The sequence below is a fragment of the Geodermatophilus pulveris genome (assembly GCF_900188375.1).
GTDB classification, from domain to species: domain Bacteria; phylum Actinomycetota; class Actinomycetes; order Mycobacteriales; family Geodermatophilaceae; genus Geodermatophilus; species Geodermatophilus pulveris.
Window position 1 is genome coordinate 89,491 of sequence record NZ_FZOO01000008.1, and the last position, 14,251, is coordinate 103,741.

General features: G+C 75.8%; 16 protein-coding genes and 1 pseudogene. 10 read left to right on the plus strand and 7 right to left on the minus strand.

Translation table 11 applies throughout. The annotated features are described in order from the left end of the window. Positions 1–952: 952 nt before the first annotated feature. Positions 953–1,969 carry a collagen-like domain-containing protein gene (locus CHB98_RS15990; RefSeq protein WP_089306591.1) on the plus strand — a complete coding sequence of 339 codons (1,017 nt, stop codon included), beginning with the start codon at positions 953–955 and terminating at the stop codon, positions 1,967–1,969. A gap of 68 nt (positions 1,970–2,037) precedes the next feature. On the opposite strand, the gene CHB98_RS15995 is transcribed toward CHB98_RS15990, so the two are convergent. Continuing rightward, positions 2,038–2,925 carry an isocitrate lyase/PEP mutase family protein gene (locus CHB98_RS15995; protein ID WP_218822392.1) on the minus strand — a complete coding sequence of 296 codons (888 nt, stop codon included), beginning with the start codon at positions 2,923–2,925 and terminating at the stop codon, positions 2,038–2,040. 118 nt (positions 2,926–3,043) lie between these two features. On the opposite strand from CHB98_RS15995, the gene CHB98_RS16000 reads away from it, so the two are divergent. The 8 genes from CHB98_RS16000 to CHB98_RS16035 all read left to right on the plus strand — a co-directional run bounded on the left by CHB98_RS16000 (position 3,044) and on the right by CHB98_RS16035 (position 11,167). After that, entirely contained in the window at positions 3,044–3,712 is a 669-nt protein-coding gene (locus CHB98_RS16000; protein ID WP_245821230.1) for a GntR family transcriptional regulator, read from the plus strand. Continuing rightward, the gene (locus CHB98_RS16005) at positions 3,709–5,769 is read left to right on the plus strand and encodes a hydantoinase/oxoprolinase family protein (protein ID WP_089306594.1); all 2,061 of its coding nucleotides are present in this window, start codon (positions 3,709–3,711) and stop codon (positions 5,767–5,769) included. Before CHB98_RS16000 ends, CHB98_RS16005 begins: the two co-directional genes overlap by 4 nt. 3 nt (positions 5,770–5,772) lie before the next feature. Continuing rightward, positions 5,773–7,650 (plus strand): hydantoinase B/oxoprolinase family protein, encoded by a 1,878-nt coding sequence (locus CHB98_RS16010; RefSeq protein WP_089306595.1) that lies wholly within the window; start codon positions 5,773–5,775, stop codon positions 7,648–7,650. Beyond that, entirely contained in the window at positions 7,647–8,258 is a 612-nt protein-coding gene (locus tag CHB98_RS16015) for an isochorismatase family protein (RefSeq protein ID WP_089306717.1), read from the plus strand. Before CHB98_RS16010 ends, CHB98_RS16015 begins: the two co-directional genes overlap by 4 nt. 71 nt (positions 8,259–8,329) lie before the next feature. Then, positions 8,330–8,824 (plus strand): NUDIX hydrolase, encoded by a 495-nt coding sequence (locus CHB98_RS16020; RefSeq protein ID WP_089306596.1) that lies wholly within the window; start codon positions 8,330–8,332, stop codon positions 8,822–8,824. 400 nt (positions 8,825–9,224) lie between these two features. Continuing rightward, positions 9,225–10,196 (plus strand): hypothetical protein, encoded by a 972-nt coding sequence (locus CHB98_RS16025; protein WP_089306597.1) that lies wholly within the window; start codon positions 9,225–9,227, stop codon positions 10,194–10,196. A gap of 173 nt (positions 10,197–10,369) precedes the next feature. After that, a complete protein-coding gene (locus CHB98_RS16030) occupies positions 10,370–10,792 on the plus strand; it encodes a hypothetical protein (protein ID WP_089306598.1) in 423 nt (140 codons plus the stop codon). 144 nt (positions 10,793–10,936) lie between these two features. Continuing rightward, complete coding sequence (locus CHB98_RS16035) at positions 10,937–11,167, plus strand: hypothetical protein (protein ID WP_089306599.1); 231 nt, start codon at positions 10,937–10,939, stop codon at positions 11,165–11,167. Between the two features lie 37 nt (positions 11,168–11,204). On the opposite strand, the gene CHB98_RS16040 is transcribed toward CHB98_RS16035, so the two are convergent. The 4 genes and pseudogenes from CHB98_RS16040 to CHB98_RS23100 all read right to left on the minus strand — a co-directional run. Continuing rightward, positions 11,205–11,486: a DUF427 domain-containing protein gene (locus tag CHB98_RS16040; RefSeq protein WP_089306600.1), complete on the minus strand. Its 282-nt coding sequence runs from the start codon at positions 11,484–11,486 to the stop codon at positions 11,205–11,207. Positions 11,487–11,538: 52 nt separating this feature from the next. Next, a complete protein-coding gene (locus CHB98_RS16045) occupies positions 11,539–11,895 on the minus strand; it encodes a cupin domain-containing protein (protein WP_089306601.1) in 357 nt (118 codons plus the stop codon). A gap of 10 nt (positions 11,896–11,905) precedes the next feature. After that, entirely contained in the window at positions 11,906–12,418 is a 513-nt protein-coding gene (locus CHB98_RS22500) for a BBE domain-containing protein (RefSeq protein WP_245821232.1), read from the minus strand. 394 nt (positions 12,419–12,812) lie between these two features. Continuing rightward, a pseudogene (locus CHB98_RS23100) lies at positions 12,813–12,857 on the minus strand (hypothetical protein); the annotation flags it as partial. On the opposite strand from CHB98_RS23100, the gene CHB98_RS22505 reads away from it, so the two are divergent. Beyond that, complete coding sequence (locus tag CHB98_RS22505) at positions 12,837–13,496, plus strand: helix-turn-helix transcriptional regulator (protein WP_245821234.1); 660 nt, start codon at positions 12,837–12,839, stop codon at positions 13,494–13,496. The pseudogene CHB98_RS23100 and the gene CHB98_RS22505 sit on opposite strands and share 21 nt — an antisense overlap. Here CHB98_RS22505 and CHB98_RS16060 read toward each other — a convergent pair. Continuing rightward, positions 13,479–13,748 (minus strand): DUF4242 domain-containing protein, encoded by a 270-nt coding sequence (locus tag CHB98_RS16060; RefSeq protein WP_089306602.1) that lies wholly within the window; start codon positions 13,746–13,748, stop codon positions 13,479–13,481. The genes CHB98_RS22505 and CHB98_RS16060 overlap by 18 nt on opposite strands. A 79-nt stretch (positions 13,749–13,827) precedes the next feature. Beyond that, positions 13,828–14,211, minus strand: coding sequence for a PaaI family thioesterase (locus tag CHB98_RS16065; protein WP_089306603.1), 384 nt, complete (start codon positions 14,209–14,211; stop codon positions 13,828–13,830). Positions 14,212–14,251: the final 40 nt, after the last annotated feature.

Consider the following 14,251-nt stretch of genomic DNA (forward strand, 5'->3'; position numbering starts at 1 on the left):
GCGTCCCGGGTGTCCGCAACCGGCTGGCCTTCGCGGAGGGCGTGCTGCTCGACGAGCGGATCGTGCCGGGGTCGGTGACGGCGCGGCGCGCCCGCCTCGGCGAGCCGCACGTCGCGGAGCTGGACGGCTGGGCGCGGGGGGTCGCCGCCGCCGAGCGCCGCCGGGTGCCGTCGTTCGACCCGGCGTCCGGCGGGGTCCGGGCGCCGGTGGCTGCCGGAGGTGCGGGTCGTCGTCCTGCTCGGCCGGCTCGCCCAGCACGCCTGGGACGCCGGCGGCGTGCGGCCCGGGGGCCGGTGGTGCTGCGCCCACCGCCCCCTCGCCGCAGGCGGTGCACCTCACCGACCGGGCGACTGGGCGGTGCGACGGGGACCTGCTGCGCGACGTCCTCGCCGGGGCCGCAGCCCGGGTCCGCTGAGCCTCCCGCGCCCGACCGCCGGCCTCCGGACGGCCTTCCGCGCGCGAGAGGCCCTTGTCCGTACGGAGGGTGAGGGCGCGGGAGCCCCCCGCGGGCGGGTGGGGCTCGCTCGCGGTGACGACACGCTCGGGAGGCCCCGCTGATGTCGCTCCACCGCTGCGTGCGTCCCGGGTGCCCCGAGCGGGGTGCCGGCCCTCGGCGCCACCCGACGGCCCCACGGGCCGCAGCTGCCGTGGGCGCTGGTCAGTGGCGTGGCCGGGTACCGGCCGGGTGGGCGAGGCCGGCCGGGACGTGCGGGCGCGGGCGCCGGTGGGCCGGTCCACCGGGTCGCCGCTGTGGGCGGTGTCACCGCGGAACGACGTCGGCCGTTCACCGGAGCCGGGCACGGTGACTGGTGTCGGGCGGAGGTCCGGCAGGTCCGGTGCCGGCTCCGGTCGGCCCCACCCGGTCAGCAGCGACCCGGGACGGACCCCACGGCGGGCAGCGTGTCCGGAGACCGTCCGGTGACACCGCCCGCCACGACGAGAGGCAACACCCATGACCGAGTCCAGCAGCACGACCAGCACCGAGACGCCGCCGGCCGACGTCACCGTCGAGCAGGGCGACCCGGGCCGCAAGGGCCCGGCCGGCCGACCCGGCCCGGCCGGCGAGCGGGGCGACAAGGGACCCCAGGGTCCGGCCGGCCCGGCCGGCGAGCGGGGCGACAAGGGGCCCCAGGGTCCGGCCGGCCCGGCCGGTCCGGTGGGCGAGCAGGGTCCGAAGGGGTCCGTCGGCGCGCGGGGCGGGACCGGCCCCACCGGTGAGCAGGGCACACAGGGCGCCACCGGCGCCGTCGGCCCGGTCGGCGAGCGCGGCCTCCAGGGGCCGGCGGGCGCCCGGGGCGAGGCGGGTGCCCGGGGCGAGACCGGCCCCCGGGGGACGCAGGGTCCCGAGGGCGAGACCGGCCCGAAGGGTGAGCGGGGAGTGCCCGGCTCCACCGGGCTGCCCGGCGAGCAGGGTGAGCGGGGCCTGGCCGGCGAGCGCGGCCAGCAGGGCGTGCAGGGCGTGGCCGGCGAGCGCGGCCCGGTCGGCGCTCCGGGGCTGCAGGGCGCGCAGGGTCTGCGCGGGGCCCAGGGCCAGCGCGGGGTGATCGGGGAGACCGGCGCGGCCGGCGAGAGGGGCCTCCGCGGGCTGCAGGGGCGGCAGGGCGAGCTCGGCGAGCGGGGCGAGTCCGGCGTCCGCGGCCTGCAGGGTCCGCAGGGCGCCCAGGGCCCCAGCGGCCCGACCGGTCCGGCCGGCCTGCCCGGCGTCCAGGGTCCGCAGGGCCCGTCCGGCCCGGCCCGGCTGTACCAGCCCAGCCCCGCGGAGCTGGCCGCCAAGGTGAAGCAGGCCGCGCTGGACGTCTCGCCGCGGACCGTGCTCGACCCGCGCGTGGGCGTCCGCTACCTCGCCACGCTGACCTCGCGGCTGGTGAAGCTGCAGGGCGGGCTGTTCCTGCGCGCCGTCGTCGACACCGACGCGGCGGACGGCACCAGCCCCACGGCCGACCGCTCGAACGTGCGCTCCATCGCCTGATCGCACGACAGCACCGGGAGCGCCCCGTACCGCCGCGGCGGTACGGGGCGCCCTCGCCCGCCCCTCCCTCAGCCGCCGAAGCGCTGCTGCAGTTCCTGCACCTCCGGCAGCCCGACGAGGTCGGTGAACTCGCCGAAGGACGGCAGCCCGTCCAGCGGGGGGACGCCGTCGCGGTGCAGCGCGGCCAGCAGCGCCCGGATGCCCGCCGTCGCGGCCAGCAGCGTGCCGATCGGGTAGATGACCAGCGCGAACCCGAGCTCGGCCATCCGCTGCAGCGACAGCGGCGGGGTGCGGCCCCCCTCGGCCCAGTTGAACACCAGCGGCGCGACGCCGTCGAGCGCCGCCGCCACCTTCTCGACGTCGGCCTCCGTGGTGGGGGCCTCCACGAACAGCAGGTCGGCGCCCGCGTCGGCGTAGGCCCGGGCGCGCTCCAGGGCGTCGTCCACCCCGCTGACCGCCACCGCGTCGGTGCGGGCGATGACGACCAGGTCGGGGTCGCGCCGCGCGGCCACCGCGGCGCGCACCTTGGCGGCCATCTCGCCGGCCTCGATGAGCGCCTTGCCGCTCATGTGCCCGCACCGCTTGGGCATCACCTGGTCCTCGAGCTGGATGCCGGCGACCCCGGCCTGCTCGTACAGCTGCACCGTGCGGACGACGTTGAGGGCGTTGCCGTACCCGGTGTCGGCGTCTGCGATCACCGGGACGTCGACCGCGGCGGCGATCCGGCGGGCGTTGTCGACCATCTCCGCCCCGGTGAGCAGGCCGACGTCGGGGCGGCCGATGAGCGAGGCCGTCGTCCCGAAGCCGGTCATGTAGACCGCGCCGAAGCCGGCCTGCTCCACCAGCCGGGCGGAGAGGGCGTCGTAGGCGCCGGGTGCCAGCAGCGGCGCCGGGGCGGCGAGCAGCTCCCGAAGCCGGGCCCGCGGCGCCCGTACCCCGCCCAATAGATCCCCCACGTCGGTCCCTCCTTGTATGCACGTTCCCAATCCGTCGCGGACAGGCATTGCCGACGACCGCGGAGCGCCCCTAGGTTTGCACACAATCCGCGAGGGGGTGTGACCGCTGACACGTTCGTTGACGTCCGCAGAGCGGGCCCTCGGCACGCTGCGCGACATGATCATGGGCGGCGACCTGGCCCCCGGCGCGCGCCTGGGCGAGGTCGAGCTCGCCGACCGCCTCGGGGTCAGCCGGACGCCGGTGCGCGAGGCGCTGTCCCGGCTGGCCGCCGAGGGTCTGGTGGAGATCACCCCCAACCGCGGCGCCCGGGTGGCCACCTGGACCCTCGCCGAGCTCGAGGGGGTGTTCGAGCTGCGGTCGGTGCTGGAGCCGCAGCTCACCGCGTACGCCGTCCCGAACGCCACGCCCGCCGACGTCGAGGAGCTCGACGACCTCGCCCGGCGGATGGTCGACACCGGCTGCCCCGGCCCGCGGCAGGACCTCGACGCCCTGGTGCCGCTCAACCGTGCCTTCCACGACCGGCTGGTCGCCCTGGCCGCGCACCCCACGCTGGCCACCGCGCTGGCCGCGGCCATCCACCCGCCGATCGTGCGCCGCAACTTCCTCACCTACGACGAGGCCTCGCTGCGCCGCAGCCTGGGCCACCACGGCGAGATCGTCGCCGCCTTCCGCGCCGGGGACCCGGGGTGGGCCCGCGCCGTCATGACCTCGCACATCGCCAACGCCCGCGCCGTGATGGTCCGGGCCGCCCGGCTGCAGACGGCCCGAGGAGAGGACACCGCATGAGCTACCGACTCGGAGTCGACGTCGGGGGCACCTTCACCGACGTCCTGCTGGTCGACGAGGACAGCGGCGCCACCTGGCGGGCCAAGACCGCCTCGACGCCGGCCGACCAGGCGGTCGGGGTGCTCACCGGCATCGGGAAGGTGTGCGCCGACGCCGGCATCGCGATGGGCGAGGTGGCGCAGGTGCTGCACGGCACCACGGTCGCCACCAACGCGATCCTCGAGGGCAAGGGCGCCCGGGTCGGCCTGGTCACCACCCGCGGGTTCCGCCAGGTGCTGCAGATCGCCCGCTCCTTCGTCCCCGGCGGGCTGGCCGGCTGGATCATCTGGCCCAAGCCCGAGCCGCTGGCGGACCTGGAGGACACCGTCGAGGTCGACGAGCGGATCGCCAGCGACGGCTCGGTGGTCCGGCCGATGGACGACGACGACGTGCGCCGGCGGCTGGAGCGGCTGGCCGGCCGGGGCGTGCAGGCCCTCGCCGTCTCGCTGATCAACTCCTTCGCCGACCCCGCCCACGAGCGGCGGGTCGCCGAGCTGGCCGCCGCGGTGCTGCCCGGGGTCCCGGTGTCGCTGTCGTCGGACGTGCTGCCCGAGCTGCGCGAGTACGAGCGGACGCTGACCACGGTGGCCAACGGCTACGTGCAACCGCAGGTGGCGCGCTACGTGCAGCACCTCTCGGCGGGGCTGCGCGAGGGCGGGGTCGCCGGGGAGCTGTCCATCCTGCGCAGCGACGGCGGGCTGCAGTCCGCCGACGCCGCGGTCGCCGCGCCGGTCTCGATGCTGCTGTCCGGCCCGGCCGGCGGGGTCACCGGCGCGGTGTGGGTGGCCGAGCAGTGCGGCCACCGCGACCTCATCACCTTCGACATGGGCGGGACGTCGACCGACGTCGCGCTCGTCCGCGACCTCCGCCCGCGGATCGGCCGGGAGACGAAGGTCGGCGACCTGGCGGTGCGCGCCTCCAGCGTCGACGTCCGGACCGTCGGCGCCGGTGGCGGCTCGATCGCGCACGTGCCGCAGCTGACCCGTGCGCTGCGGGTCGGCCCCCAGTCGGCCGGCGCCGACCCCGGGCCGGCCGCGTACGGGCGGGGCGGCACCGACCCGACGGTCACCGACGCGAACGTCGTCCTCGGCCACCTGCCCTCGTCGCTGGCCGGCGGGGAGATCACCCTGGACGCCGAGGCGTCGCGGGCCGCCGTCGGCAAGGTGGCCGAGGCGATGGGGCTGGAGTCCCCCGAGGCCGCCGCCGCGGGCATCGTCGACATCGTCAACGAGAACATGCTCGGCGGGCTGCGGCTGGTGTCGGTGCAGCAGGGCTTCGACCCGCGCGACTTCGCCCTGGTCGCCTTCGGCGGCGCCGGCCCGCTGCACGCCAACGCCCTCGGCCGGCTGACCGGCGCCTGGCCGGTGATCGTCCCGCCGGGGCCCGGGCTGCTCTGCGCGCTCGGCGACGCGACCACCAGCCGGCGCGACGAGTGCGCCCGCACCGTGCTGCGCCGGCTCGGCCAGCTCACCGACGCCGAGCTGGTGCAGATCCTGCGCGAGCTGGCCGACGAGGCCGGGCAGCGGCTGGCCGACCAGGGGCTGGCGCGGGAGGACCAGACGGTCGGTTACCAGGTCGACGTGCGCTACCACGGCCAGGGCTTCGAGATCCCCGTGTCGGTGGACCCGTCCTGGCTGGAGGGCGGGGCGGCGCTGGCCCGGCTGGGCGAGGCGTTCGACGCCGAGCACGACCGGCTGTTCTCCTTCCTGCTCGACGTCGACCACGAGCTGGTCAACGCCCGGGCCACGGTCACCGGCCCGCGCCCCGACGTCGCCCCGGTGCACCTCGACTCCGGGGACGGCGACCCGGCGGCGGCGCTGGTCACCGAGACCCGGGTGTACGTCGACGGCGGGCACACCATCGCCGGCGTCTACGACCGGGAGCGGCTGCGCGCCGGCGACGTCGTCCGCGGCCCGGCGATCGTCACCGAGATGGACTCCACGACGCTCGTCCTGCCCGGGCACGCGGCCACCGTGCACCCCTCGGGCTCCCTGCTCATCGAACCGGCGGAGGGCTGACCCATGGCACGGATCATCGAGACCGCCACCGGCGAGGTCGCGCGGGTCGACGTCGACCCGGTGACCCTGGACCTGATCGAGAACGGGCTGCGCAACGCCCGCTACGAGATGGACGAGGTGCTGTTCCGCACCGCCCTGTCCCCGGGCATCCGCGAGCAGCACGACGAGTTCCCGCTGATCGGCGACCCCGACGGGAAGATGGTCGTCGGCCAGTTCGGCCTGTCCGTCCCCGACTTCCTCGGCGGCTTCGACGACACCGTCGAGGAGGGCGACGTCCTGCTCACCAGCGACCCGTACGCCTGCGGCGCGGCGATCAGCCACGCCAACGACTGGCTGCTGGTCCTGCCCGTCTTCCACGAGGGCCGGGTCGTGGGCTGGGCGTCGATGTTCGGGCACATGTCCGACGTGGGCGGCAAGACCCCGTCGTCCATGCCCACCGACGCGCGCACCATCTACGAGGAGGGCGTGGTCATCCCGCCCTTCAAGCTCTACCGCAGGGGCGTGCTCAACGACGACGCGCTGCGGATCATCCTCAACCAGGTCCGCATGCCGGACTGGAACCGCGCCGACCTCAACGGCCTGGTCGCCGCCTGCCGCACCGCCGCCCGGCGGGTGCAGGAGATGTGCACCCGCTTCGGCACGGCCACCTACCTGTCCGCGCTGGACGCGCTGCTGCAGCGCAACCACGACGCGATGAAGGTGCTGCTGCAGATGGTGTTCGAGGAGGGCCGCACCCTCTCCTTCACCGACCACATCTGCGACGACGGCGTCGGCAACGGCCCGTACGAGCTGAAGCTGTCGCTGACCCGCACCGGCGAGAGGGTGCACCTGGACTTCACCGGGTCCTCGCCGCAGGCCGCGGGGCCGATCAACTACTACATCAACGAGAACCTGACCCGGATGTTCTTCGGGATCTACATGATCACCGTGGCCGACCCGCAGATCCTGTGGAACGACGGGTTCTACCCGCTGATCGACGTCACGATCCCGGAGGGCTCGTACTGGAAGCCGAGGCACCCGGCGGCGCTCAACGGCCGCAACCACGGCATCGGGCGGGTGTTCGACCTGTTCGGCGGGCTGCTCGGGCAGACCAACCCGGCGCTGCTCAACGCGGCCGGCTTCTCCTCCTCGCCGCACTTCATGTACTCCGGGCACTACTCGTCCGGGGACCGGAAGGGCGAGTGGTTCCAGCTCTACTCGATCGGCTTCGGCGGCATCCCCGGCCGGCCGCTCGGCGACGGGCCGGACGGGCACTCGCTGTGGCCGAGCTTCGTCAACATCCCCTGCGAGTACCTCGAGTCCTACTACCCGCTGCGCATCGAGCAGTGGGAGACCGTGCCGGACACCGGCGGCGCCGGCCTGCACCGCGGAGGCAACGGCGTCGACGTCGCCTACGTCTTCGAGGAGCCCGGCGAGATCGCCATCCACGACGACCGCTGGCTCACCCACCCGTGGGGGGTCAACGGCGGGCAGCCCGGCGCCCGCGGCCGCAAGTGGGTGGACCGCGCCGACGGCACCCGCGAGGTGCTGCCGAGCAAGTGCCACGGCGTGCCGGTGCACCCCGGCGACGTCCTGCACTTCGTCACCTGGGGCGGTGGCGGGTGGGGCGACCCGCTGGAGCGGGACCCGGAGCTGGTGGCCCGGGAGGTCCGCCGTGGCCTCGTCACGCTCCGCGGCGCCGAGCGGTACGGGGTGTGCGTCACCGAGGACGGGGAGGTGGACGCCGACGCGACCGAGACCCTGCGCGACCAGCTGCGCGCCGACCGCCCCGCCGAGCTGCCGGTCTTCGACATGGGACCGCCGATCGAGGAGCTGCTGGCCCGCTGCGAGGAGGAGACCGGCCTGCCCGCGCCGCGCCGTCCGGTGTGGGCGGCGGGATGAGCGCCCCGGCGCCGCACGGCCCGGCGTTCTCCGGCCGCGTCGGCTGGGGCAGCCGGCCGGCCGTGCTCGTCGTCGACCTGTGCCGGGCCTACACCGAGCCGGACGGGCCGTTCGCCCTGCCCGACCCCGGCCCGGCGGTCGAGGCGACGTCGGCGCTGGTCGAGGCGGCGCGCGCGTCCGGCCGGCCGGTCGTCTGGACCGCCGTCCGCTACGCCGCGGGGCTGGCCGACGGCGGGCTGTTCGTGCGCAAGGTGCCGGCGCTGGCCGCCTTCGCCGAGGACGCGCCCGGCGACTGGGGGGCGCTGACCCTGGAGCCGGGGCCGGGGGAGCCGGTCGTGGTGAAGCAGTACGCGTCGGCGTTCTCCGGCACGTCGCTGGCCGCCACGCTGCACGCGGCCGGCGTGGACACGGTGGTCGTCGCCGGCGTCTCGACGTCGGGCTGCGTGCGCGCCACCGCGACGGACGCGCTCACCGCCGGCTTCCGCCCGCAGGTGGTGCGCCAGGCGTGCGCGGACCGGAGCGCGACGCTGCACGACACCAACCTGGCCGACCTGGACGCCAAGTACGCCGACGTCGTCGACCTGCCCGAGGCGCTGGCCCACCTCTAGACCGCGGCGCCGCCCGGCTGCTCCCCCCTGGCGCCGGGCGGCGTCGCTCCACCACGGCAGGGAGGAGTGAGGTGCCGAGGACGAGTGCGGGGCTGCTGCTGCACCGGGTCGGTCCGGGCGGCCGGGTCGAGGTGCTCATCGGGCACATGGGCGGGCCGTTCTGGGCCCGCCGGGACGCGGGCGCCTGGTCGATCCCCAAGGGCGAGTACGGCCCCGGGGAGGAGCCGCGGGAGGTCGCGCTGCGTGAGTTCGCCGAGGAGCTCGGGGCGCCGGCGCCGGTCACCGACCTGGTGCCGCTCGGGGAGGTCCGGCAGGCGGGGGGCAAGCGGCTGACCGCGTTCGCGGCCGAGGGCGACTTCGACGCCGCGGCCGCGGTCAGCAACACCTTCTCCCTGGAGTGGCCGCCGCGCTCGGGCCGCGTGCAGCAGGTCCCCGAGATCGACCGGGCCGCCTGGGTGGGCGTCGAGGAGGCGCGGGAGAAGCTGGTGGCCGGCCAGGTGCCGCTGCTGGACCGGCTGCTCGGCCTGCCGGCCGTGCAACGGTCGGGCGACGACTCGTCCCACTGATCCCACGCGGCACCCGCGGGCGCGGGTGTCCTGCCACCCTGCCCGCAGGTGGGGTCGCCGGACCCCGGTGCGTCAGGAGGTCGCCGTGTCGGCGTGTGCCACGTGCGGGGCGGTCCGCCAGCAGGGCCGGTTCTGCGTCGGCTGCGGCACGGCGGTCCCGCCGTCCGCGGCGCCTCGCCCGCGGTCCCCGCTGGCCGACGAGCCCACCCAGCCGGTGCTGCGCCTGGAGCGCCCGTCGCGCCCGGCGGTCCCCGGCCGCTGACGCGCCGCGCGTCCGTCGCGGTGGCGGGGCGTGAGGGGGCTCACAGCAAGCAATACGCTTGCAGGAGTTAGCGGGCGGGGTGACCGGGGCATGACAGAGAGCGCAGGACGTCCCCGATCCACCTGGAGTACCCGTACCATGGCTGACAACACGAAGATCATCAACCAGCTGCGCGCGCTGGTCCTGCTGACCCAGACCGAGGAGCAGGTCGCCCGCACCCGCATCTCGCAGGCCCGCACCGAGGCCGTGCGCCGCGAGCTGACGCAGAACGCCGACAACGCCGCGGAGCGCATCCGCGCGATCACCGAGCAGCTGCGCGCCCTCGGCGGCGTGCCGGACGTCGTGACCCCCGCCATCGGCCGGCTGTCCGCCGTCCTCAAGGCCGGCTTCGAGCAGGCCGAGCCGCTCGAGGAGGCCCTGCTGCAGGACCTCTCCCTGGAGCACCAGCTCAACGACCGCGCCACCTACCTGAAGGTGCTCGCCGAGCAGGCCGAGCTGCCCCGGGTCCGCGCGCTGGCCGAGCGCCTGCAGACCGCGCACAAGGCCACCATCGAGTGGCTGACCGTCGTGCTGGCCGAGGAGGCCATGGGCGGCCCCGCCGCGCTGCAGGCCACCGCGTTCCAGCGGGTCGCCGGTACCGCCGCGCGGGCGGCCAACGCCCCGGTCCGCTTCTGGGCCAACCGGGTCAACGAGGTCGTCGAGTCGGTGCAGCAGCGCCGCGAGGAGGCCGGTGAGCGGCTGAGCGAGGCCGGCGACAAGGCCTCGTCGTTCACCGACGCCGTCCGCGAGACGCTGACCGTCGGCCGCAGCGCCGCCCTGCGCCGGGCCGAGCGCATCGCCCGCCGCGAGGGCAACCGGGAGGCCGCCGACGCCGCCCGCGCCGCCCGCGAGGAGCTCGGCGACGTCACCGCCGACGAGCTGCCGATCAAGGGCTACGACTCGCTGTCGACGCAGGACGCCGTCAAGGCGGTCAAGGAGCTCAGGACCGCGCACGACGTCCGGGTGGTCATCCGCTACGAGGAGACCCACAAGAAGCGGACCAGCATCGTCAACGCCGCGCAGACCCAGGTCGCCACGCTGGCCAAGGAGGCCGTGGGCGTCGACGCCTGACGCGCACCGCCCCGCACGAGGGCCCGCTCCCGAACCGGGGGCGGGCCCTCGCGCACGTCCGGGGAGCTCCACGACGTGCACGCCCGGGCGCGGTCGGTCGGGGCTCGCGGGGTCCGGGAGATCTCCGTCGCACCGGGTTTGACCCACCGACGGCCGGGGGGATGGGGTGCGGCATGGACATCACACCGGAGGTCCTCGAGCAGGAGTTCACCCTGACGACGGCCGTCACCCGCCTGGACTTCCTCAGCCGGCGGGACTCCGGGGCGACCTCCCTGAACACCGCCGCCGACGTGGACGCCGACGACTGGACCTCGTTCAAGGACGCGACGACGTCGCTCGACACCGCCGAGGCCCTCGAGCTGCTCGCGCTCGGCGAGGTCGTCACCCGCCGGGCGCGCGACGGCGAGCTGACCGGCTTCCGTGCTGCCCTGCGCGGCGGGGCCTCCTGGGAGCAGGTCGCCGCGGCGCTCGGTGTGCACCCGGACGAGGCGTGGGCCCGCTACCACCGGCTCATCGAGCGCGAGGAGCGCGCGCAGACCCTGGCCCCCGAGGCAGCCGAGGCCGCCCGCGAGCTCGCCGGCACGCGCCCCGGCTGACGGAGGGCCCCGGACGCCCGGCGCGCACGGTCCGGTTCCGCTCGGGGAGCCGATCCGCTGGACTGTCCCGGCCGGCGTCGACCCCGGGCAGCCGTCCGGGGAGCACCGGCAGGCGGGGGCCCCGAGCAGTCGAGGAGGAACGCGATGAGCACGGCCGAGACCGGCGACGTCACCGGCACCAAGGACAAGGACTACAACCTCATCTGGTTCACCGAGCAGTGCCTGAGCAACGCGTTGCGGCTGGAGACCTACGTCCAGGACGCCGAACGGGACGGTGACGGCGAGCTCGCCGAGCTGTTCCGCAAGGCGCAGAGTGACAGCCGCAAGGGAGCCGAGCGGGGCAAGGCCCTGCTGGCCGCCCGGATGGGGGGCTGACCGTCGGCAGGGGGGCGCCGGACGGCGCCCCCCTGTCTCAGGTGACCGTCACGCCCCGCCAGAACGCCACCCGGCCGGTGATCTCCTCGGCGGCGTCCTTGGGCTCCGGGTAGTACCAGACCGCGTCGGGGTTGCTCTGCCCGTCGACCTCGACGGTGTAGTAGGACGCCGTGCCCTTCCACGGGCAGACCGTGGTGGTCGCCGAGGGGCGCAGCACGTCCTCCCGCAGCGCCTCGCGGGGGAAGTAGGCGTTGCCCTCGACGGTGACGATGTCGTCGGACTCGGCGATGACGGTCCCGTTCCAGCTCGCGGTTGCCATGTGACCGGGAACACCCGCCGCCCGCCCCCGCATTCCGCGGCGCGCGGGCGGCTCAACCGCCCCGGAGGTGCCGCAGGACCCGCTCGAGGTCCTCGGTCGGCGAGACGTCCACGTACTCGCAGTCGGTCACCGCCTCGGGCGCGTGGCCGGGCCCCCAGTAGAAGGCCTGGCCGGCCTCGTAGGTGCTGGCGCCCTCCTGTGCGTGCATCACCAGGCGGCCGCTGATCACGTACCCCCAGTGCGGGCACGGGCAGCGGTCCCCCGGGAGCCCGGACAGGGCCGGCCGGAGGTCGGCCCCGGCGGGCAACCGGACCCAGGCGACGCTCATCTCCCCGAACCGGTCGGTGCGGAAGTCGACGCCGTCGCCCTCGATCGCCACGGGCAGGGCGGTCCGCTCGATCACCTGCATCAGTCGCTCCTCAGGGCCGGATGTTCTGGTTCAGGTGGAACAGGTTGCCCGGGTCCCACTGCCGCTTGACCTCGCGCAGCCGCTGGTAGTTGGCGCCGTGGTTCTCGGCCACCTTGGGCGCGTCGTCGGCCGAGGCGAAGTCGGTGTAGCCCCCGGGAGCCGAGTGCGGCGCGATCGCCGCGTGGTAGTCCCGCACCCAGTGGGTGTTCGCCTCGTTGTCGGCCGGGTCGGGCCACATGCCGGCGATCACCGCGGCGAAGGTGGCGTCGCGGTGGCCGAACGCGGTGGCGTCCGGGGCGACGTCGTGCGCCGCACCGTTGATCGGGTACAGGTGCATGACCGAGCTGACCGCCGGCACGCGCGGCCCGTGCTCCAGGTGCGCCGCGATCGCCTCGTCGGTGAGCTCGGTGACGTAGGCGGCCTTCCAGTAGTGCTGCAGCCCCGGCGGGTGCAGCGCGTCGAAGGCGCTGTTCAGCGCCGCGTAGGGCATCGGGCCGACGTGTTCGCCGACCGGCTGCGCCACCTGGCGGATGCGGTCCGCGATCCGCTCCCCCCCCGGCCGGCGACCCGGTCCAGCAGGAGACGGCCACCGCCATCGGCTCGCCCACCCGGCCCTCCGGGATGAACGGCAGCGGCGGGGCCTGGTGGAACGCCGGGAAGCCGCCGTACTCGCGCGGCGCGTCGGGGATGAACTCCCGGTAGAACTCGAACAGCGCCCGCGCGTCGTCGAGCTCGAAGAACATCGGGCCGGCGACGACGGTGTCCACCGGGTGCAGCCGGTAGGTGAAGCGGATGACCACGCCGAAGTTCCCGCCGCCGCCGCGCAGCGCCCAGAACAGGTCGGCGTCCCGGTGCTCGTCGGCGGTCACCACGCGGCCGTCGGCGGTGACCACCTCCGCGGCGAGCAGGTTGTCGCAGGACAGGCCGTAGCCGCGGGTGAGGTGCCCGATGCCGCCGCCCAGGGTCAGCCCGCCGATGCGCTGCACCTGGACCAGGAGGAGGCGCTGCGAGCGCTGCGGCCCCGGCTGGCCGAGTACGCCGGCACCAACCTGGTCGCCGGGCAGTTCGTGGCGGTCCTCCGCAGCGCCGACCGGCTGCTCGGGGCCGTCGACGCGGCGCTGGGCCGGCCAGGCGCCGGACCGCTGCTGGAGTCGGCGCTGGAGAGGGACACCCGGATGGCGGCGACCCTGCACCGGGCGCAGAGCCAGGTCGCGCTGGCCGGGTACCTGCGCCGCACCGGTGCTCCGGGCCCTCGGGCCGGGCTACTGGCGGAGGAGGCGCGGTCGGTCGCCCGCGAGCTCGGGCTGCGCCGGGTGCTGCAGGTCCTGGACGGGCGCCCGGGACTCGGCGCGCCGCGGGCGGCGGTCGCGCGGACCCCGTCCCGGCCGGCCGGCCTGACCGCCCGGGAGACGGAGGTGCTCGGCCTCGTCGGCGAGGGGCTGCTCAACCGGGCGATCTCCGCGCGCCTGGTGATCAGCGAGAACACCGTCGCCAACCACGTGCGCAGCATCCTGGCCAAGACCGGGGCGGCGAACCGGACCCAGGCGGCGCTGTTCGCCGCGGCACACGGCCTGCTCGCCGGGTCAGACCGGTTGCAGTGACCCGTCGGGCCGCACCGTGGCGGTGACCTCGACGACGACGTCGGCCGGGAGCCCCGCCCGCTCGGCGGCCCGGCGGATCGCCTCGGCCGACGGCGCCTCGTACAGGCAGTACGTCTTGCGCTTGTCGGCGGAGAGGAAGGAGTACAGCCACCGGACGTCCTCGTCCCCGTTGATCCGGTTGATGCCCTCGGCGGCCCCGGCGTCGACCTCCAGGACGTCGGCGAACCGGCGCTCGACCATGAAGACGGGCATCGCAGGTCCTCCCGGGGAGGGGGCGCGGCTGGCCCGACCGTACCGGCCGCCGCCGTCCCCGGGACAGGGGACTGCGGCCCTACCGCTCGAGCAGCGCGAAGGTGGCGACGGCGTGCGCGAGGGCCTCGCCGTCCTGCTCGACGTCGGCCTCGCAGACGGTCAGGTGCGCCCCGCGGGTGCGCAGCCGGGCGGTGACGGTGAGGGCCCCGGGCTTCCCGGGCCGCAGGTAGGTGACGGTGAGCTGGCTGGTGGCGGGCACCTCGCCCTCCCCGGTCGTGGTGCGCACCGCCTGGCCCATCGCGGTGTCCACCAGCGTGGCCAGCACCCCGCCGTGCAGCGTGCCGGCCGGGTTGAGGTGCTCCTCGCCGACCTCGAAGGCGATCCGCGCGCCGCCGTCATCGGCGTCCTCGACCTGCGCGCCGATCCGCTCGGCGAAGCCGCCGGGTCCGCCTCGTCCGCTCATGCCCGTCGTCCGCTCATGCCCGTCGTCCGCTCATGCCCGT